The sequence below is a fragment of the Pseudomonas sp. SJZ103 genome (assembly GCF_007828335.1).
Taxonomy (GTDB): domain Bacteria; phylum Pseudomonadota; class Gammaproteobacteria; order Pseudomonadales; family Pseudomonadaceae; genus Aquipseudomonas.
On the sequence record NZ_VIUN01000003.1, the window covers coordinates 302,597 to 322,842 of the forward strand.

Annotated in this window: 19 protein-coding genes and 1 pseudogene; 16 read left to right on the plus strand and 4 right to left on the minus strand. The window is 60.3% G+C overall.

Translation table 11 applies throughout. The features are described from left to right. Window positions 1-68 precede the first annotated feature (68 nt). From hslV to FBY10_RS09485, 7 genes are all read left to right on the plus strand, one after another. On the plus strand, window positions 69-599 hold the full coding sequence (gene hslV / locus FBY10_RS09455) for an ATP-dependent protease subunit HslV (protein ID WP_010563201.1): 531 nt from the start codon (window positions 69-71) through the stop codon (window positions 597-599). 37 nt (window positions 600-636) lie between these two features. Then, window positions 637-1,974 carry an ATP-dependent protease ATPase subunit HslU gene (hslU, locus tag FBY10_RS09460; protein ID WP_131696866.1) on the plus strand — a complete coding sequence of 446 codons (1,338 nt, stop codon included), beginning with the start codon at window positions 637-639 and terminating at the stop codon, window positions 1,972-1,974. A 149-nt stretch (window positions 1,975-2,123) separates the two neighbouring features. Further along, the gene (locus FBY10_RS09465; RefSeq protein WP_027605016.1) at window positions 2,124-2,501 is read left to right on the plus strand and encodes a gamma-butyrobetaine hydroxylase-like domain-containing protein; all 378 of its coding nucleotides are present in this window, start codon (window positions 2,124-2,126) and stop codon (window positions 2,499-2,501) included. Window positions 2,502-2,750: 249 nt separating this feature from the next. After that, the gene (gene phaC / locus FBY10_RS09470) at window positions 2,751-4,430 is read left to right on the plus strand and encodes a class II poly(R)-hydroxyalkanoic acid synthase (RefSeq protein ID WP_145335915.1); all 1,680 of its coding nucleotides are present in this window, start codon (window positions 2,751-2,753) and stop codon (window positions 4,428-4,430) included. Window positions 4,431-4,575: 145 nt separating this feature from the next. Further along, a complete protein-coding gene (gene phaZ / locus FBY10_RS09475) occupies window positions 4,576-5,421 on the plus strand; it encodes a poly(3-hydroxyalkanoate) depolymerase (protein WP_027605018.1) in 846 nt (281 codons plus the stop codon). A gap of 88 nt (window positions 5,422-5,509) precedes the next feature. Then, window positions 5,510-7,192, plus strand: a complete 1,683-nt coding sequence (gene phaC / locus FBY10_RS09480) for a class II poly(R)-hydroxyalkanoic acid synthase (RefSeq protein WP_145335913.1) — start codon at window positions 5,510-5,512, stop codon at window positions 7,190-7,192. Window positions 7,193-7,219: 27 nt separating this feature from the next. Then, window positions 7,220-7,840 (plus strand): TetR/AcrR family transcriptional regulator, encoded by a 621-nt coding sequence (locus FBY10_RS09485; protein ID WP_131696870.1) that lies wholly within the window; start codon window positions 7,220-7,222, stop codon window positions 7,838-7,840. Here the strand turns inward: FBY10_RS09485 and FBY10_RS09490 are convergent, their stop codons facing one another. Then, window positions 7,841-8,536, minus strand: coding sequence for a response regulator transcription factor (locus FBY10_RS09490; protein ID WP_256663413.1), 696 nt, complete (start codon window positions 8,534-8,536; stop codon window positions 7,841-7,843). A 321-nt stretch (window positions 8,537-8,857) separates the two neighbouring features. Here FBY10_RS09490 and FBY10_RS09495 point away from each other — a divergent pair, with 321 nt between their 5' ends. The 6 genes and pseudogenes from FBY10_RS09495 to FBY10_RS09520 all read left to right on the plus strand — a co-directional run bounded on the left by FBY10_RS09495 (window position 8,858) and on the right by FBY10_RS09520 (window position 15,220). Next, on the plus strand, window positions 8,858-9,436 hold the full coding sequence (locus FBY10_RS09495) for a fimbrial protein (protein ID WP_131696871.1): 579 nt from the start codon (window positions 8,858-8,860) through the stop codon (window positions 9,434-9,436). Between the two features lie 22 nt (window positions 9,437-9,458). Beyond that, window positions 9,459-10,244 carry a molecular chaperone gene (locus tag FBY10_RS09500; protein WP_131696872.1) on the plus strand — a complete coding sequence of 262 codons (786 nt, stop codon included), beginning with the start codon at window positions 9,459-9,461 and terminating at the stop codon, window positions 10,242-10,244. A gap of 40 nt (window positions 10,245-10,284) precedes the next feature. Continuing rightward, window positions 10,285-11,013 (plus strand): molecular chaperone, encoded by a 729-nt coding sequence (locus FBY10_RS09505; protein WP_145336124.1) that lies wholly within the window; start codon window positions 10,285-10,287, stop codon window positions 11,011-11,013. A 177-nt stretch (window positions 11,014-11,190) separates the two neighbouring features. Then, window positions 11,191-13,728: a fimbria/pilus outer membrane usher protein gene (locus FBY10_RS09510; RefSeq protein ID WP_256663411.1), complete on the plus strand. Its 2,538-nt coding sequence runs from the start codon at window positions 11,191-11,193 to the stop codon at window positions 13,726-13,728. A 3-nt stretch (window positions 13,729-13,731) separates the two neighbouring features. Further along, window positions 13,732-14,673, plus strand: coding sequence for a fimbrial protein (locus FBY10_RS09515; protein WP_145335908.1), 942 nt, complete (start codon window positions 13,732-13,734; stop codon window positions 14,671-14,673). Window positions 14,674-14,691: 18 nt separating this feature from the next. Further along, window positions 14,692-15,220, plus strand: a pseudogene (locus FBY10_RS09520) (fimbrial protein). 87 nt (window positions 15,221-15,307) lie between these two features. On the opposite strand, the gene FBY10_RS09525 reads toward FBY10_RS09520, so the two are convergent. From FBY10_RS09525 to FBY10_RS09535, 3 genes are all read right to left on the minus strand, one after another. After that, window positions 15,308-16,276 (minus strand): phasin family protein, encoded by a 969-nt coding sequence (locus FBY10_RS09525; RefSeq protein ID WP_145335906.1) that lies wholly within the window; start codon window positions 16,274-16,276, stop codon window positions 15,308-15,310. A gap of 12 nt (window positions 16,277-16,288) precedes the next feature. Further along, window positions 16,289-16,711 carry a phasin family protein gene (locus FBY10_RS09530; RefSeq protein ID WP_145335905.1) on the minus strand — a complete coding sequence of 141 codons (423 nt, stop codon included), beginning with the start codon at window positions 16,709-16,711 and terminating at the stop codon, window positions 16,289-16,291. 105 nt (window positions 16,712-16,816) lie between these two features. Further along, the gene (locus FBY10_RS09535; protein ID WP_131696878.1) at window positions 16,817-17,092 is read right to left on the minus strand and encodes a polyhydroxyalkanoic acid system family protein; all 276 of its coding nucleotides are present in this window, start codon (window positions 17,090-17,092) and stop codon (window positions 16,817-16,819) included. A gap of 145 nt (window positions 17,093-17,237) precedes the next feature. Between FBY10_RS09535 and ubiE the strand changes: the two genes are divergently transcribed. Genes ubiE through ubiB form a run of 3 tightly spaced genes read left to right on the plus strand, consistent with a single transcriptional unit; the run spans window position 17,238 to window position 20,232 of the window. After that, a complete protein-coding gene (gene ubiE, locus FBY10_RS09540; RefSeq protein WP_003171186.1) occupies window positions 17,238-18,008 on the plus strand; it encodes a bifunctional demethylmenaquinone methyltransferase/2-methoxy-6-polyprenyl-1,4-benzoquinol methylase UbiE in 771 nt (256 codons plus the stop codon). Next, window positions 18,008-18,631, plus strand: coding sequence for an SCP2 domain-containing protein (locus FBY10_RS09545; protein WP_145335902.1), 624 nt, complete (start codon window positions 18,008-18,010; stop codon window positions 18,629-18,631). Before ubiE ends, FBY10_RS09545 begins: the two co-directional genes overlap by 1 nt. Beyond that, window positions 18,628-20,232: a ubiquinone biosynthesis regulatory protein kinase UbiB gene (gene ubiB, locus FBY10_RS09550; RefSeq protein ID WP_145335900.1), complete on the plus strand. Its 1,605-nt coding sequence runs from the start codon at window positions 18,628-18,630 to the stop codon at window positions 20,230-20,232. The genes FBY10_RS09545 and ubiB overlap by 4 nt, the downstream gene beginning before the upstream one ends. The last annotated feature ends 14 nt before the right edge of the window (window positions 20,233-20,246 follow it).

Sequence of the window (20,246 nt, forward strand, 5' to 3'; positions counted from 1 at the left end):
TCCCCCCCGCCACCCCCATATGAGTTTCCATCAGGGCATTTTCGCCCCGCTGCGTGGAGACTCTCCCCTTGACCACCATCGTTTCAGTACGTCGCCACGGCAAAGTCGTCATGGGCGGCGACGGCCAGGTTTCCCTGGGCAATACCGTGATGAAAGGCAACGCGAAAAAAGTGCGTCGCCTGTACCACGGCCAGGTCCTCGCCGGGTTTGCCGGTGCCACCGCCGACGCATTCACCCTCTTCGAGCGTTTCGAAGGCCAGCTGGAAAAACACCAGGGCCACCTCGTACGCGCCGCTGTCGAACTCGCCAAAGAATGGCGCACCGACCGCTCCCTCAGCCGCCTGGAAGCCATGCTGGCCGTCGCCAACAAAGATGCGTCCCTGATCATCACCGGTAACGGCGATGTGGTTGAGCCTGAACATGGCCTGATCGCCATGGGCTCCGGCGGTGGTTATGCACAAGCCGCAGCCAGCGCACTGTTGAAGAAGACCGACCTGTCGGCCCGCGAAATCGTCGAGACTGCCCTGGGCATCGCCGGCGACATCTGCGTGTTCACCAACCACAACTTCACCATTGAGGAGCAGGACCTCGCCGAGTAAGCCGTAGGCTTATTCCCGCTTGAGGCCGCCAAACACTATGTCCATGACTCCCCGCGAAATCGTCCATGAACTCAATCGCCATATCATCGGCCAGGACGATGCCAAGCGCGCCGTTGCCATCGCGCTGCGTAACCGCTGGCGCCGGATGCAACTGCCCGAAGAATTGCGCGTTGAAGTAACGCCGAAGAACATCCTGATGATCGGCCCGACCGGCGTCGGTAAAACCGAGATCGCGCGACGCCTGGCCAAGCTGGCCAACGCGCCGTTCATCAAGGTCGAAGCCACCAAGTTCACCGAAGTCGGCTATGTGGGCCGCGATGTCGAGTCGATCATTCGTGACCTGGCCGACGCTGCCCTCAAGCTGCTGCGCGAACAGGAAATGACCAAAGTCAGCCACCGCGCCGAAGACGCCGCCGAAGAACGCATCCTCGACGCCCTGCTGCCACCGGCGCGCATGGGCTTCAACGAAGACGCAGCACCGGCCTCGGATTCCAACACCCGCCAGCTGTTCCGCAAGCGTCTGCGTGAAGGCCAGCTGGACGACAAGGAAATCGAGATCGAAGTCGCTGAAGTCTCGGGCGTCGACATCTCCGCACCGCCTGGCATGGAAGAGATGACCAGCCAGCTGCAGAACCTGTTCGCCAACATGGGCAAGGGCAAGAAGAAAAGCCGCAAGCTCAAGGTGAAGGAAGCGCTGAAGCTGGTGCGCGACGAAGAAGCCGGGCGCCTGGTGAACGAGGAAGAACTCAAGGCCAAGGCCCTGGAAGCGGTTGAACAGCACGGCATCGTGTTTATCGACGAGATCGACAAAGTGGCCAAGCGCGGCAACTCCGGCGGCGTCGATGTATCCCGCGAAGGTGTGCAGCGCGACCTGCTGCCGCTGATCGAAGGCTGTACCGTCAATACCAAGCTGGGCATGGTCAAGACCGACCACATTCTGTTTATCGCTTCGGGGGCGTTCCACCTGAGCAAGCCAAGCGACCTGGTGCCCGAGTTGCAAGGTCGACTGCCGATTCGCGTAGAGCTCAAGGCGCTGACCCCGGGCGACTTCGAGCGCATCCTCAGCGAACCGCATGCGTCGCTCACCGAGCAATATCGCGAGCTGCTGAAAACCGAAGGGCTGGGCATCGAGTTCCTGCCGGACGGTATCAAGCGCCTGGCGGAGATTGCCTGGCAGGTCAACGAGAAGACCGAGAACATCGGTGCGCGTCGCCTGCACACGCTGCTTGAGCGCCTGCTTGAGGAAGTGTCCTTCAGCGCCGGCGACATGGCAGGCTTGCAGAATGGCGTAGCGATCAAGATCGATGCCGACTACGTCAACAGCCACTTGGGCGAATTGGCGCAGAACGAGGACTTGTCGCGGTATATTCTGTAAGCCTCACACAGAACTGCTTTGCTTCAAATGTGGGAGGGGGCTTGCCCCCGATAGCGGTGGATCAGTCAGCTTATCTATAGCTGACCCACTGCCATCGGGGGCAAGCCCCCTCCCACGTTTTTAAGCCGGTTTATTCAAGAGCACCTCATATGGCCAAGTTTCCTACCGCTGTAAACCTGCACAAAACCTCCAACACCCTAGGCCTCACCTACGGCCCCGACGAGGTTTACCAGTTGCCCGCCGAACTGCTGCGGGTGCACTCGCCTTCCGCCGAGGTCCAGGGCCATGGCAAACCTATCCTGCAGTTCGGCAAGCTCAACGTGCGCCTGACCAAGATCGAACCGGCCGGCCAGTACGCCCTGAAATTGACCTTCGACGACGGGCATGACAGCGGACTGTTCACCTGGGACTACCTCTACCAATTGGCCGTGCGTCAGGATGCGTTGTGGGCCGATTATCTTGCCGAGCTCAAGGCGGCCGGAAAAACCCGCGACCCGAGTGAATCGGTCGTGCGGCTAATGCTCTAGTTCAAGCCTCTTGCTCTTTAGAGGGCATTTTCTAATTTCATCTGCTTGAATGCCCTGTCGCGTGGCCAACGATTGGCCCGCTTGCGAAAAAAATTAAACTCGGGTAACCAATGGAACTGGCAAGTTCCCTGCATTTGACGATGCGGTATCAACGGTCACCCGAGTCGCAGTACCTGGCTTGTGTTGTGTATCGAAACCTGGTGCGCAGCGGTACCCGGTACTCGTCTTTCGGACAATGGAGCGTCGTAGATGAGTAACAAGAACAACGATGACTTGAAACGCCAGGCCTCGGAAAACACCCTGGGGCTCAACCCGATCATCGCGTTACGTAAAAAGGATTTACTGACCTCGGCCAAGATGGTGCTGACCCAAGCCATCAAGCAGCCGTTGCACAGCGTCAAGCACGTCGCCCACTTTGGCGTTGAATTGAAGAACGTGATGTTCGGCAAATCGCAGCTGCAGCCCGAAAGCGATGACCGTCGCTTTCACGACCCCGCCTGGAGCCAGAACCCGCTCTACAAACGCTACCTGCAAACCTACCTGGCGTGGCGCAAGGAACTGCATGACTGGATCGGCGACAGTAACCTGTCGGAACAGGACATCAGCCGCGGCCACTTCGTGATCAACCTGATGACCGAAGCCATGGCGCCCACCAACAGCGCGGCCAACCCGGCGGCGGTCAAACGCTTCTTTGAAACTGGCGGCAAGAGCCTGCTCGACGGCCTGTCGCACCTGGCCAAGGACATGGTGCACAACGGCGGCATGCCGAGCCAGGTCAACATGGGCGCGTTCGAAGTTGGCAAGACCCTGGGCATCACCGAGGGGGCGGTGGTATTTCGCAACGACGTGCTGGAGCTGATCCAGTACAAGCCGATCACCGAACAGGTGCACGAACGCCCGTTGCTGGTGGTACCGCCGCAGATCAACAAATTCTACGTATTCGACCTGAGCCCGGAGAAGAGCCTGGCGCGCTTCTGCCTGCGCAATGGGCAGCAGACCTTTATCGTCAGTTGGCGCAACCCGACCAAGGCCCAGCGCGAGTGGGGCCTGTCGACCTATATCGAGGCGCTCAAGGAAGCGGTCGATGTAGTCACGGCAATCACCGGAAGCAAGGACATCAACATGCTCGGCGCCTGCTCCGGCGGCATCACCTGCACCGCCCTGCTCGGCCACTACGCGGCGCTGGGTGAGAAGAAAGTCAACGCCCTGACCCTGCTGGTGAGCGTGCTGGACACCACCCTGGACACCCAGGTGGCGCTGTTTGTGGATGAACAGACCCTGGAAGCAGCCAAGCGCCACTCCTACCAGGCCGGCGTGCTGGAGGGCCGCGACATGGCCAAAGTGTTCGCCTGGATGCGCCCCAACGACCTGATCTGGAACTACTGGGTCAACAACTACCTGCTGGGCAATGAGCCGCCGGTGTTCGACATCCTGTTCTGGAACAACGACACCACGCGCTTGCCGGCGGCGTTCCACGGCGACCTGATCGAGCTGTTCAAAAACAACCCACTCGTGCGCGCCAATGCCCTGGAAGTGTGCGGCACGCCGATCGACCTCAAGCAGGTCACGGCCGATATTTACTCACTGGCCGGCACCAACGACCACATCACGCCATGGCAGTCGTGCTACAAGTCGGCTCAGCTGTTTGGTGGCAAGGTGGAATTCGTACTGTCCAGCAGCGGGCATATCCAGAGCATCCTCAACCCGCCGGGCAACCCCAAGGCGCGCTACCAGACCAGCGATGGCTTGGCAGGCAAGCCGTTGGAGTGGCAGGAGAATGCGACCAAGCACACCGATTCCTGGTGGCTGCACTGGCAGGCATGGCAGGCGGAGCGAGCGGGCAAGCTGAAGAAGGCGCCGACGACTTTGGGTAACAAGACCTATGCCGCAGCGGAAGCCGCCCCAGGGACTTACGTACACGAACGCTAAATTGAAATGCGTTCAAATGTGGGAGGGGCTTGCTCCCGATTGTGGCGTGTCAGGCACAACATCTGAAACTGGCACACGGCTATCGGGAGCAAGCCCCTTCCCACACTGACTGCATTCCAGCTGTAACACTTCACAGGGTCTGAGCATGCCGCAACCGTTCATCTTCCGTACCATCGACCTGGATGGCCAGACCATCCGCACGGCGGTACGCCCAGGCAAGCCCCACTTGACGCCGTTGCTTATCTTCAATGGCATCGGCGCCAACCTTGAGCTGGTGTTTCCGTTTGTCCAGGCCCTGGACCCGGACCTGGAAGTGATCGCCTTCGATGTGCCGGGCGTGGGCGGTTCCTCGACGCCCAACCGGCCTTATCGTTTTCCCGGCCTGGCCAAGCTCACTGCACGCATGCTCGATTACCTGGATTACGGCCAGGTAAATGCGGTGGGCGTGTCCTGGGGTGGCGCCTTGGCACAGCAGTTTGCCTACGACTACCCGGAGCGCTGCAAGAAGCTGATCCTGGCGGCGACCGCGGCCGGTGCCTTTATGGTGCCGGGCAAGCCGAAGGTGTTGTGGCTGATGGCCAGCCCCCGGCGTTATATCCAACCGTCCCATGTGGTGCGCATCGCACCGATGATTTATGGCGGTTCGTTCCGCCGCGATTCGAAACTGGCGGCCGAGCACGCGAGCAAAGTGCGCTCGGCCGGCAAGCTGGGCTATTACTGGCAGCTGTTCGCTGGGCTGGGCTGGACCAGCATCCATTGGCTGCACAAGATCCGCCAGCCCACCCTGGTGCTGGCCGGGGACGACGACCCGCTGATCCCGCTGGTCAACATGCGCATGCTGGCCTGGCGCATTCCCAACGCACAGTTGCACATCATCGATGACGGCCACCTGTTCCTGATCACCCGGGCTGAAGCCGTGGCACCGATCATCATGAAGTTTCTCGAGGAGGAGCGCATGCGGGCCGTGATTCACCCGCGACCAGCGGTGTAAGGACCACACCGCCGCGCAACTTGCCCAGAACCGACTATGGTTCTGAATTGGCGTGCCTGTTGATGGCTTGACGAAGGAGTGTTGGCTCATGCGAGAAAGACCCGTGACGAACCCGGCGCCCACCCCTGCCGCGTTCATCAACGCACAAAGCGCGATCACCGGCCTGCGCGGTCGGGATTTGCTGTCGACCCTGCGCAGCGTTGCCGCCCACGGCTGGCGCAACCCGGTGCATACCGCCCGTCACGCCCTGGCCCTGGGCGGTCAGCTGGGGCGCGTGCTGCTGGGTGAAACCGTGCACGAGCCCAACCCACGGGACAGCCGCTTCAGCGACCCGACCTGGGCGCTCAACCCGTTCTACCGACGTAGCCTGCAAGCCTATTTGAGCTGGCAGAAGCAGACCCGCCAGTGGATCGATGACAGTTCACTGAGTGACGACGACCGCGCGCGGGCGCACTTTGCCTTCGCCTTGATCAACGACGCCGTGTCGCCCTCCAACACCCTGCTCAACCCCCTGGCCGTCAAGGAGCTGCTCAACTCCGGCGGCAACAGTGTGGTGCGCGGCGTGAGCAACCTGTTCGATGACCTGCTGCACAACCACGGCCTGCCGCGCCAGGTGAGCAAACAGGCCTTCGAAGTCGGCAAGACCGTGGCCACCACCCCAGGCTCGGTGGTGTTTCGCAATGAGCTGCTGGAGTTGATCCAATACAAGCCCATGAGCGAAAAACAGTACGCCAGGCCACTGCTGATCGTGCCGCCGCAAATCAACAAGTACTACATATTCGACCTGAGCCCGGCCAACAGCTTCGTGCAGTACGCCCTCAAGAACGGCCTGCAAACCTTCATGGTGAGTTGGCGCAACCCAGACGTGCGCCATCGCGAGTGGGGTTTGTCCACCTATGTGGCGGCGCTGGAAGAAGCGCTCAACGTCTGCCGGGCCATCACCGGCGCCCGCGAGGTCAACCTGATGGGTGCCTGCGCCGGGGGCCTGACCATCGCCGCCCTGCAAGGCCACTTGCAAGCCAAGCGCCAGCTGCGGCGCATCTCCAGCGCCAGCTACCTGGTGAGCCTGCTGGACAGCCAGATCGACAGCCCTGCCACGTTGTTCGTCGACGAGCAAACCCTGGAAGCAGCCAAGCGCCGTTCCTACCAGCAAGGCGTGCTCGACGGCCGCGACATGGCCAGGGTGTTCGCGTGGATGCGCCCCAATGACCTGATCTGGAACTACTGGATCAACAATTACCTGCTGGGCAAGGAACCGCCTGCGTTCGACATCCTTTATTGGAACAACGACAACACGCGCCTGCCCGCCGCGCTGCATGGCGACCTGCTCGATTTCTTCAAGCACAACCCCCTGAGCCATCCCGGTGGCCTGGAGGTGTGTGGCACGCCCATCGACTTGCAGAAGGTCACGGTGGACAGCTTCAGCGTGGCCGGGATCAACGACCACATCACGCCGTGGGACGCGGTGTATCGCTCCACGCAATTGCTGGGTGGTGAACGGCGCTTTGTGCTGTCCAACAGCGGGCATATCCAGAGCATCCTCAACCCCCCGGGCAACCCCAAGGCCAACTACGTCGAAAACCCCAAGATGAGCAGCGACCCACGCGCCTGGTACTACGACGCCAGCCACGTCGAAGGCAGCTGGTGGCCACAGTGGCTGGCGTGGATCCAGCAGCGCTCGGGCGTACAGCGCGAGCCCCTCACTGCCCTGGGCAACCAGAATTACCCACCGATGGAAGCGGCGCCGGGCACCTACGTGCGCGTGCGCTGAGCTCAACGATCAGATTAAGAAGACTGGATGAAGACCCGCGACCGTATCCTTGAATGTGCTCTGCAGTTGTTCAACCAGAAGGGCGAACCGAACGTGTCGACCATGGAGGTGGCCAATGAAATGGGGATCAGCCCCGGCAACCTCTACTACCATTTCCATGGCAAGGAACCGCTGGTCATTGGCCTGTTCGAGCGTTTCCAATCTGAGTTGGCGCCGCTGCTCGACCCACCGGCGGACGCGCAACTGCAGGCCCAGGATTACTGGCTGTTCCTGCACCTGATCGTCGAGCGCATGGCCCAGTACCGGTTTTTGTTCCAGGACCTGTCGAACCTGGCGGGACGTCTGCCAAAGCTGGCCAAAGGCATTCGCAACCTGCTCACGGCGCTCAAACGCACCCTGGCATCCTTGCTGGCGAGGTTGCAGGCGGCCGGGCAAGTGGTCAGCGATACTCAAGCGCTGGGGCAACTGGTGGAACAGATCACTATGACCCTGCTGTTTTCCCTGGATTACCAACGCATTCTTGACCGTGAGGGCGAGGTTCGGGTGGTGGTGTACCAGATCATGATGCTGGTAGCACCGCACCTGCTGACATCGGCACGGCTGGCGACTGAACGGTTGGCGCTGCGTTATCTGGAGGATCAGGATTAACTACCCAAGCTGCCCGAACTGGTGAGTAAACTTGAACAGTTCACTGTCGTTCCTGATCCCCAGTTTTCGATAGGCTGATTGTTTTTGCGTACTGATCGTACTTGCACTACGCGAAAACTTTTGCGCAATTGAATTCACGGACATACCGTCCAGAAAACAACGCAATACTTCCTGCTCTTTAGGCGTCAGACACTCGTTGAACCGCAGTGGTATTGAAACATCTGTTTCCGATTTAATCTTTCCCCCCTCCAACACGGACTGTACACCCTGCAACGCGGGCACCATACAAAGCTGCAGGTAGATCCGTCCCTGGGCGACCGTTCGGATAGCCGTGATCAACTCCGTCAGGTTCTGGCTTTTCCCCATAATCCCCCTGCATCCCGCCTTCAACGACAAAGAAACAATGGCAGGCGTGTAGTGCGAACACACAATCAAGAGCCTGCAGGTGCTGAAGCGCCGGTGCAGTACCTGGATCAGGCTGAGACCATCGCTGTCCGATGGCGCGAGGATAAAGTCCATCACCACGACATCGGCCGGCCGCTGCTTAAGGGCTTCCAGCAGTTCCCTGCCTGTTCCGAAGGAACCGATCACAGCGAGGTCGGCTTCTTTGCTCAACCCCAACTCGATGCCCTGCCGAACCATCTCGTGGTCATCCAACAGCATGACGGTATGCGCAGTGGATATTGAAGTAGCCATAATTACACCCATATAAGTGAATACAGCACCGCCCCCATAATCGCTCTGGTTAAATACACGGTATACCCAGTTACAGCCCAGGATCAATACGACAACTCAGCAAGTTAAAGTCCTTCAGTCATAACTTACAGACAATTCCCAGTACTACAGAAAACACCTACATAAGTTGAAAGCAACTTATCGAACGATCACGAGATGGGTCTCGTTAGTTCTCTATAGATACCGCTCGGCAAACGCGACAAATTAGGGCACCCCGCCAGTCGAGAGATCAGTGCTTTCAACTGCGATGGGCCATACCTATGAATCACGACTGGGAACACCATGAAAGTTAACCTCCTCTCCACGGTTGCGGCCATCCTGGTCTTGACCGCCGTCGCCTCACAATCGGCATACGCAGCAGATGGCATTATCAAGTTCAGTGGTCTTGTGACCGACCTGACTTGCACGGTAGAAGGCGCGGCACCCGGCTCTGGCGCAATCGTCAAGGACGTCAACCTGGGCGGCGTCTCGGCGGCACGCCTGGCAAGCGCTGGCAGTCGCGCCAACCCGACAGGCTTCACCATCCGTATCGGAGCGCCAGGCGAAGGCAGTTGCACCAACGGGCGCACCGCCATGGTTGCCTTCGATCCGACCAGCCCGGCCATTGATGTGGCGACCGGGCGCTTGAACATCGACGGCTACGACGACCCGACCGACACCAGCAGCGCCAAGAACGTACAGGTGGAAGTGACTCAGCGCGATGGCACGCCGATCAACGTCTACACCGAGAAATCGGCAGGCGCGGTGATCGTCGACAACCAGGCAGTCATCCCACTGGCGGCGCAGATGTACGCAAGCGGCCCCGCAACCGAAGGTAAGGTCAACACCCGTGTGGGCTTTTTGATCGAGTACGCCGAGTAAGGCATTCCAGAGGCCTGAAACGATGAAAAGAATCGCCTGCCTGATGCTGGCTGCTACCGCTGCTTGCGCGTGGCTCTCGCTGCTGCCGCTTCCTGCTCGGGCAGGCGTGATCATCCATGGCACACGCGTGATCTACCCCATGCAGCAGCAGGAAGTCGTGGTGCGCCTGGAGAACAAGGGGCCGCTTCCGGCGCTGGTGCAAACCTGGCTGGACACGGGCGACCGGCATTCGACACCGGCAACAGCACACACACCCTTCATTCTTTCGCCACCGATCTTCCGCATTGAACCGCGCCAGCAACAAGCCTTGCGCCTCCGCTATGTTAGAGGCGCCTTGCCGACCGACCGCGAAAGCCTGTTCTGGCTGAACGTGCTGGAAGTACCTCCGCTCGCCGCCGACGCCGCACAGAAAAACCAGATTGAATTGTCGTTCCGCACCCGTCTGCGTGTGTTTGTGCGTCCGCAGGCATTGCCCTACCCAGTCGACAGCGCCGCCGAAAAGCTGCAATGGAAGCTGGTAGCCCATGAACAGGGGTTCGCCCTGCAAGCCACCAATCCTACGCCGTACCATATTTCCCTCGCCTCGATTGAGTTGCTGAGCGGCGGCAAGCGGTTCAGTAAAGCTGCAAACAAAGCCGTCGATGACAGCCTGCTGATGCCTGCCGGCGACGTGAAACTGTTTGCGCTGCCCCTGCTACGCCATCAGCCGGTCGATACGCCTACGGTCGAGTTCAGCACCGTCAGCGATTTTGGCGCCCGAGTACCTCACTCGGCCCGCCTTACCCTTCATCCGCAGGATGATCGATAACATGCCGGCCACCACCCGCTCACACTTACCGCTGCAGTGCATGGCGTTGATGCTTGCGCTGTTGACCACGCTCACCGCGCAGGCGAGCGTGGTCATCAACAGCACCCGAATTGTTTACCCGCAGGACGACAAGGAGGTGAGCATCAGGCTGCACAGCAAGAACCAGGCACCGGTGCTGATCCAGGCCTGGCTGGACAACGGCGATGAGTATTCAACGCCGGATCTGGCGACAGCGCCCTTCATTCTCACACCGCCGATCTTTCGCATGGAGCCAGGCAAGCAACAGGTTGTACGCCTGGCCTACACCGGCGAGGCCTTGCCGTCGGCACAGGAAAGCCTGTTCTGGTTCAACGTGCTGGAAGTGCCCTCACGATCGCATGGCGGCCAACCGGGCGATCAGTTGCAATTCGCCTTCCACTCACGCATCAAGTTGTTTTGGCGCCCGTCGAACTTGCCTTACGGGGTCGAGGCAGCGCCTGGAAAGCTGCTGTGGCGGTCTGTCTCGACCGAGCAGGGCCTGGCGCTGGAAGTCCTTAATCCCACGCCTTACCACGTGACATTCGAACGCATCGAAGTGCGGGTGGCAGGGCGGCGTCATGTCCGAGAACCCGCAGCGTCGAGTGCCGAGAACATGGTGACGCCAGGTGGGCGCGCCCGCTTTGAGTTGCCTCGCCTGCCTCCCCCGATGGGCAGCGCTGCAAGCGTGGAGTTCCAGACGCTCGACGACTTTGGGGTCAAGACCCACCACAGCGCAGAGGTCTCTCCATGACAACCGTTCTTATGTAGCAATCCCACTGCGCCTTATCGAACACACCTTAGGTTGATGCCCATTCAGTGGGCAGGGACGCCCTGTGCCGAGATTCGGGGAGCCCGGTTTATGGAAACGTGAAAAATGAGTTTGTACCCGCCCGCCAGGCTCGCAAGCCGACCCCGTTTAAAGCAGACGATGCGTAGCTTGCTGCTGGTGAGCGGTGCCCATGCCGTGGCCGCCAATAGCGCAGAACAGGTCGAATTCAACCCGGCTTTCTTCGCGGGTGGCCGGGCCAACCTGCAGATCGATATTGCAAAGTTCGGCCAAGGTAACGTCGTGCTACCTGGCAACTATCGCACCGACATTCATCTCAACGGCCAGTGGATCGGGCGTGAAAACCTAACCTTCAGCGCGGTCGAAGGGCAGCAAACGGCGCAGCTGTGCCTGGAGCGCGATGCGCTGCTCAGGTTTGGCATTGACCTGGATTCCAATGAGCTCAATCAGGCCTCCCACATGCCGTTTGCGCGCTGTGCGCAGATCGGGACCTATCTGCCGGGTGCCAGCAGCCAATTCGATTCAGGCGAAAACCGCCTCGACCTGCAAGTGCCGCAGGTTTACCTGGCGCGCAAGGCGCGGGGCTATGTCGACCCGCGGCACTGGGACAGCGGGATCGACGCCGCCTTTGTACGGTACAACGCCAATACGTTCGCCACCCAGGCCGGTACGCGCACACTCGGCTCCAGCTACCTGGGCCTGAACACCGGACTCAACCTTGGCGATTGGCACTGGCGCCATACTGGCAGCTACAGCCATTCAGAGGTCGCCTCGGGTTATCAAAGCAGCGCCACCTACGTGCAACACGAAGTGAGCCGGTTGCAGTCACAGCTGATGGCGGGTGAGATCTACACACCGGGGGAACTGTTCGATAGCGTACGTCTGCGCGGTGCCAGCCTGTTCAGCGATGATCGGATGCTGCCCGACTCCCTGACCGGGTTTGCGCCGGTGGTACGTGGCGTTGCCGAGACCAACGCGCGGGTCAGCATGCGCCAACGCGGCGTGCTATTGGACGAAGTATCTGTAGCGCCCGGCCCGTTTGTCCTCAACGACCTGTTCCCCACCGGGTATGGAGGCGACCTGAGCGTCACCATTACCGAGGCCGATGGCCGCCAGCGCGAGTTCATCGTGCCGTTCGCCGCCAACGCCAACCTGCTGCGCCCCGACCACCACCGCTACGCATTGAGCGTTGGCCAACTGGATGAAATAGGTCTGCATCACCCTCCCACGTTGATGCAGGCCACTTATCAGCTGGGCCTGAGCAACCTGCTGACCGGGTACACCGGCGCGACGATTGGCGAGGACTACCAATCGCAGTTGCTGGGTACCGCGTTCAATACCTCAATGGGTGCGCTGTCGTGCGACCTGACCCATTCGAACGCCCATGTACCAGGTCACGGGTCACGCCAGGGGCGAAGCGTACAACTGCGCTACAGCAAGAATTTCACGGACACCGGCACCCATTTCGCCCTCGGGGCTTACCGCTACTCCACTGAGGGGTTCCTGAATGTGGGCGATGCGGCACACGTTCGTGACTTGGCCATCGACGGGCTGACCCCGGATAACCTGTCGCGGCTACGCAACAGGATGGACATCAGCCTCAACCAGAACCTGAGCAACGGCTCCGTGTACCTGACCGGTTCTTCGCAACACTATTGGAATCGCGACCATGGCAACCTGACCTTCACCACCGGGTACAGCGGCACGTGGCGGGGCCTTCACTATCTGCTGAGTGCACAGCGCAGCCGTGATCTGCGCAGTGAACGCGTGGACAAGCAACTGGAACTCACCTTGAGCCTGCCATTGGGCAGCCACGCCCACTCGCCGACCTTGACCACCACGGCCTATCGAGGCGGTCAAGGCAGCGGTGAGCGCGTCAGCCTGGGTGGGAGCGTGGGCGAGCGCGGTGAGTTCAGCTATAGCGTCAGTGCCAACCGGACCCAGGACAGCAACAACGCTACCAGTGCCGACATGAAATACCAGACCAGCCAGGGCGTACTGTCCGCCAGTCATGGTAAGAGCAGCGCGTACCGCTCCACATCGCTTGGCATGACCGGCGGTATTGTCGCCCACGCAGGCGGTGTGACCTTCGCCCCAGAACTCGGCGATACCCTCGGCATCGTCCAGGCGCCTGACGCCCAAGGCGCACAAATCAATGGCAACCACAGCGCGAAAATCGGGAAAAGCGGCTTCGCGGTGGTGCCCCACCTCACACCCTACCGCCAGAACATCGTGGAACTGGACCCCAAGGAATTGTCCACCGACGTGGAACTCAAGACCGCCGCCCGGAATGTCGCCCCGCGCGCCGGTGCAGTGGTGCAACTGCAGTTCGAGACGCTCAGCGGCCAGGCCTTGTTGATCACGGCACGGCGCGAGGATGGCAGCCCGCTGCCGTTTGGTGCGGATGTGTTCGATGAGGACGGCGCCAGCGTCGGGGTTGTCGGGCAGGGCGCCAAGGCCTTCGTCCGGGTGTCTCGCCCGCGGGGGAAGTTGACGGTCAAGTGGGGGAGCAGTAATTCGGCGATGTGCCGGATGCGCTACGAAGTGGAAGCAAAGACGCCAGCCAAGGACTCAGCTCGATTACTGCAACTGGACGGGGGCGCTTGCGAGGTCGTTGGCGATCTCATCGTGCAGCCATTTGCCAATGATCTGGCCAACTTGCGCTCATCGTGGAACTGAAAAATGAAGCACTCTATTCAATTCATTTCGACCCTATTGGTGTTCAACCTGCCCATCGCTGCTCAAGCGGCGTGTGACAGGTATCAGAACGCCACACTCACACTCACCCTTCCTTCCACAATCACCGTGCCGGACAGTCTCCCGGTGGGCGCTGAAATTATCATTCGGGAATTCAGTGGTACGGCGCCCGCTTTTACCGCGTATTGCAGCTCCACTTTACTTACGATCATCGGGCGATACCAAGCAAGGGTTGCAGGTTACCCAAACATCTATCAGACCGAGGCTTCAGGTGTGGGCGTACGCTTGCGCATCCGAGATGCAAGCGGACTCTATCCTTTCTTTGCCATGATTAACCAACAAGTCCCATACAGCGGCCCCTACACCAGCTTCACGGCCGCGGAGCTGAGGTTCCATAAAGTCGGGCCGGTAACAGACCAGACAGTGCCCGCCGGAAACATTTGGGTGAGGCGATGGGATAACCACCCAGAGAGTTTCACCCTGAGACTCGGCAACCCCGTGCGCTTTGTCAGCCCCGCCGCCACCTGCGACCTGGCGACTGGCGACGTCAACCGCACGATCACCCTCGACCCCGTTAAAGTCAGCACGCTTCAAGACGCCACTTACGCAAACCAACGTAACTTCGAACTTACTGCAAACTGCGCACACGCATCCAGCGTCACTTTTCGTTTTTCCGGAACCCCCGCACCGGGCAATGACCGGCTCTTCGCCAATACGGGCACTGCCGGTGGCGTTGCCCTGTGGCTGTATTCGCGCATTGGCGGGGGTATCCAGAACATTCTCGCCGACGGCACCGAAAACACGCGCACGGTGCCGGTCTCGGGCGGCCGCGCCGTGTTGCCGCTCGGCGCGGCCTATCACCAGAACGGCACGGTCAGACAAGGCACGCTCATCGCCACCACCACCGTCAGCATCACCTACAACTAAAAACCTGAGGATCATGGAATGAGGATTCGAGCCCTGCCCCTGCTGCTGGTAATCACCGCGAGCCTGGCCACCACTGTGGTCCATGCCGCGACTACGGGCACCTTGCGCTTTACCGGCCAAGTCAATGCCGGTACGTGCAACCTGGCTGCCGGCGACGAAAACCGTACCATCACACTGCCGACTATCAAGATTTCCGACTTTGGCGCGACTTCCAGCGCGGGCGCGTTCGATTTCGAGATCTCTGCCGATTGCGAATCGGATTTACGCAACGTGATTTTCCTGTTCGCAGGCACCGCCTCAACGGGGAACGCCGCGCTGTTTTCCAATACGGGGACGTCAAAGGGTACTGCCCTTCAACTACTGCACCGCGTCTCTCCCGCTTATGCCATTCCTGCCAACGGTACCCCCCGCCCAGCGCAGCCGGACCATTGCAACGAGCAGCAACAAGGCCGTGATCCCCCTGACAGCGGCGTATCACAAAACCGGCGCAGCGATCACCCAAGGCACCCTGGCCAGCGCAGTTACCGTTTCGATCACCTACAACTGACCGAGCTTGGGCCCACGATCACACGGTAAGCGCGCAAAAAAATGCCCAGCCTTTGCAGGCCAGGCATTTTTACGTGTCCCGGAAAAGTCAGGACTGACTGGTTGGCGTCGGGGTTACCGGCGTTGCAGTCGGGGCAGCAGCAGGCGTCGGCGCCGACACCGAGTTGGCTGTCGAAGCAGAAGGCGCCGTGGTTGCGGGCTTGGCGGCAACAGCTGGCTTAGGCGCTGCTGGTTTTTTCGCTACAGCTGGCTTCTTCGCAGCAGCAGGTTTTGCTGCTGGCTTGGCCACCGGCTTCGCGGCAGCAGGCTTGGCTGCAGATTTAACAGCGGCTGGCTTGGCGGCGGCGGTTTTGGCCGCGGGCTTAGCGGCCGGTTTTGCGGCGGCCTTGGCTGCTGGCTTAGCCGCAGGTTTGGCAGCCGCTTTCGCAGCCACGGGTTTAGCGGCAGGCTTGGCAGCCGGTTTGGCCGCTGCAGTTTTGGCGGCGGGTTTAGCAGCCGCTTTTGCCGGGGCCTTGGCCGCTGGTTTTGCAGCTGGCTTGCTGGCAGCTTTCACCAACGGTTTGGCGGCCGTTTTGGCCGCAGGTTTGGCAGCGGCGGTTTTAGCGGCAGGCTTGGCAGCTGGTTTAGCGGCAGCCGCTTTCACTGGAGCCACTTTGGCACCGGTGAGTTTTTCGATTTGCTTGGTCAGGGTATCGACCTTGCTGTGCAGGGTCTTCAGCTCAGCTTTACTTGGCACGCCCAGGCGCGAAATAGCACTGTTGAGGCGCTTGTCCAGAGCCCCTTCGAGTTCGCCCCAAGTACCCAATACCTGCTTCTTCGCATCACTGATGCGCGAACCGGCAGTCGCTTTAGCAGCGCCTACTTGTTTACCCACTGCGCTCTTGGTCAACTTCTCGGCCTTCTCGCCGTCTTTAACCAAGGTCTCGAAGAGTTTGCTGCCGTCACTGTCGATCTTCGAGTAAACGCCTAAACCAGCCAGCCAGATCTTGCGGGAATATTCTTCAACTTTCCCGACCCACGAGCTGCCTTCTTTCTGAGTAGTCTTTTTAACAGCCATCCCGATGTCTCCTTAGTGTTTACGCGCGACACGTTCGAGCAATGCCGTCAGCTCTTCGAGCTTAGCAGAGAGTGTCTCAACGTCATGTTTAGACGCAATGCCAATTCGATTCAAGGCACTGGCAACGCGAGTATCAAAAGCTTTTTCAACTTTATCCAGCTGAACTTCTACCAGACCTTTGACCGCGGAGACATTACTCTTTACTTGATCAATCTGACTGTTGGCCGCATCAAGTTGTTCCACTGCAACTTTTTTGCCTTTACTTTCAATATGTTGACCCGCTTTAACCAGCTCTTTGAAGTAGTCGCCGCCCTCGCTGCCGACCTTCGCGTAGGCACCAAGACCCGCTAACCAGATCTTGCGGGCGTAGGTTTTAACGTCACTCAAAGCGCCGGTCTGAGCATCGATTTTTTTCTTCAGGATAACTTTGGCCATGGTGCACCTCACGCAGGATAGGGGGGAGGAACGGCCCGCAGGAGTTGAGGGCTTGGGCACAAAGTAGGCTGGAAAATTAGAATCGGCACCCTAAGTACTCGCGGATCAGGCCAAGGCTTTATCCAGGGCTTTCTCGATTTCGGACTTGATGGTGCCACTCATGGCCGACATCAACAGGCCCAGTTCCACATCAATGCGCAGCGAATCCTCCGCCACTAATACCGTGCCTTTAACCCCTGACCGCTTGAGGTTCAAGGTATCGCCAGACCACGAAGGCTCCAGGCCATATTGCTCCTGGAGTTTGTGCGCCAACTTTTCGGCCTTTGCGCGTGCCGCTTCTTTACCCAGGGAATGCGCACGCTCAACGGTTATACGGGCCATTGCAATGACTCCTCTTTAATAGGGATTTGAATACCTTGAATGCGGCAAAAGGTCTCGGTGCCCGCCTATCTTACCTGCAGCCTTGCCAAGACAAAGCAGGCCTTGGGGATTATCATGTCCCGCATTCTCTTTTGGTGACAGCGATATGACTGATCAGCGCAAAGGCAGCGATGCCGAACCCACCACTCACTTCGGTTTCAAGAACGTCCCGGAAAGCCAGAAAGCGGAAAAAGTCGCTGAGGTGTTCCACTCCGTGGCGGCCAAGTACGACCTGATGAACGACGTGCTCTCCGGCGGCATGCACCGCCTGTGGAAGCGCTTCACCATCGAGCTGTCGGGTGTACGCACCGGCAACCGCGTGCTGGACATCGCCGGCGGTACGGGTGACCTGGCGGCCAAGTTCTCCAAGCTCGTCGGCCCTACCGGCCAGGTGGTGCTGGCGGACATCAATGGCTCGATGCTCAAGGTCGGCCGCGATCGCCTGCTCGACAAGGGCGTGGCCGGCAATATCGAATTCGTCCAGGCCGACGCTGAAAAGCTGCCGTTCCCCGACAACCATTTCGACTGCGTGACCATCGCCTTCGGCCTGCGCAACGTGACCCACAAGGAAGACGCGATCCGCTCGATGCTGCGCGTGCTCAAGCCGGGTGGCCGCCTGTTGGTACTGGAGTTCTCCAAGCCGACCAACGCGCTGATGTCCAAGGTCTACGACACCTACTCCTTTGCCTTCATGCCGTTGATGGGCAAGCTGATCACCAATGATGCCGAGAGCTACCGCTACCTGGCCGAATCGATCCGCATGCACCCCGACCAGGAAACCCTGAAGTCGATGATGGTAGAGGCCGGTTTCGACCGTGTGACCTACCACAACATGACCTCGGGCATCGTCGCCCTGCACCGTGGCATCAAGCCCTGATGCTGCTCAAAGGCCTTCTCGCCAGCGTCGAACACGGCCTCAACCGTGTACTGCGCCTGGACAGCACCGCCCTGGCGCGGCTCGCGCACTTGAACGGCAAGGTCATCGCCGTGGACTGCACCAGCCCCGCCCTGCAGCTGTTTATCCTGCCCAGCGATGAAGGCCTGTTGCTTGCCACTCAATGGGCCGCTGAAGCCGACTGCACCCTGCGTGCACCGGCCACCAGCCTGTTGCACCTGGCGCTGAGCCGCAACAAGACCGCCATCCTCCACGGCCCCGAAGTGCACCTGGAAGGCGACAGTGCGGTACTGATGGACTTGGCTGCCGTACTCCAAGACCTGGAACTGGACTGGGAATACGAGCTGTCACGCTGGATCGGCCCCGTCGCCACCCAGCTGATCAGCGGGCACCTGCGCAGCCGCACGCGCTGGTACCAGCAGGGGTTCGCCAGCCTCAACCAGAACCTCGCCGAATACCTGAGCGAAGAATCGCGCACCCTGGTCGGAGAACGCGAAGCGCAAGCGCGCTTTCGTGAACTCGACAAGGCCAAAATCGACCTGGAACGTCTCGAGGCCCGCTTCGAGCGCCTGAGCCGTTCCCTTGATCCAAGCGATAACGCATGAAGCTGCTCGCCGTCCGCCGTTTGTTCCGTATCCAGCGCGTCGTAATCCGCTACCGCCTCGATGACCTGCTGTTCGCCCTGCCTTTGCCATGGTTCCTGCTGGCCGTGCGCTATGTACTGCCGTGGCGCTGGTTCCCGCGCAAGCAACTGGAGCTGAGCCGGGGCGCGCGCCTGCGCCTGGCGCTGCAGGACCTGGGGCCGATCTTTATCAAGTTCGGGCAGATCCTCTCCACGCGCCGCGACCTGCTGCCCGAAGACATCGCCGACGAACTGATGCTGCTGCAGGATCGCGTGCCGCCGTTCGATTCGCAGCAGTCGATGAAGCTGATCGAAGAGCAACTGGGCAAGAAGATCAGCGAGGTGTTCAGCCGCTTCGACGTTGAACCGCTGGCTTCGGCCTCGGTGGCGCAAGTGCACGCCGCGCAGTTGAAGACCGGCGAAGAAGTGGTGGTGAAAGTGATCCGCCCGGGCCTCAAGCCGATCATCGGCCAGGACCTGGCGTGGCTGTTTATCCTCGCCCGCGCCGCCGAACGTTTCTCCGCGGATGCGCGCCTGCTGCACCCGGTGGATGTGGTTGCCGACTACGAAAAAACCATCTACGACGAACTCGACCTGCTGCGCGAGGCGGCCAACGCCAGCCAGCTCAAGCGCAATTTCGAAGGCTCGCCGCTGCTGTACGTGCCGCAAGTGTATTGGGACTGGTGCCGCCCGAAAGTGTTGGTGATGGAGCGCATCTACGGCGTGCAGGTCACCGACCTCGCGACCCTGGCCGACCAGCGCACCGACATGAAGATGCTCGCCGAGCGCGGCGTGGAGATCTTCTTCACCCAGGTGTTCCGCGACAGTTTCTTCCACGCCGACATGCACCCCGGCAATATCTTCGTCAGCACCGTCAACCCGTGGAGCCCGCAGTACATTGCGATCGACTGCGGCATCGTCGGCAGCCTGACCCCGGAAGACCAGGATTACCTCGCGCGCAACCTGTTCGCCTTCTTCAAGCGCGACTACCGCCGCGTGGCGCAGTTGCACATCGATTCGGGCTGGGTGCCGGCGGAAACCAAGCTCAATGAATTCGAAGCGGCGATCCGCACGGTGTGCGAGCCGATCTTTGAAAAACCACTGAAGGATATCTCCTTCGGCCAGGTGCTGATGCGTCTGTTCCAGACCGCGCGGCGCTTCAATATGGAAGTGCAGCCGCAGTTGGTCTTGCTGCAAAAGACCTTGCTGAACATCGAAGGCCTGGGTCGTCAGCTGTACCCGGACCTTGACCTGTGGAACACCGCGCAGCCTTTCCTGGAGCGTTGGATGCGCGAGCGCATGAGCCCCAAGACCATGCTGGGCAACTTGCATAGCCAGATGGAACAACTGCCCCACCTGGCCAACATGACCCGCGACCTGCTGGAGCGCATGTCCCAGCCCCACGCCAAAGACCCGGAACCGCCATGGCGCAAGCGCAAGGACGATTGGTTCCTGCGCCTGCTGGGTGCCGCGCACCTGGTCGGTGGCGTGATGCTGGCCATTGGTGGGCCGCTGAACCAACTGGGCCACTGGCCGGCCGGCATCATGGTCGCCGTGGGTGTTTATCTGATCGTGCGTCGATAGCCCATCCGGTTATA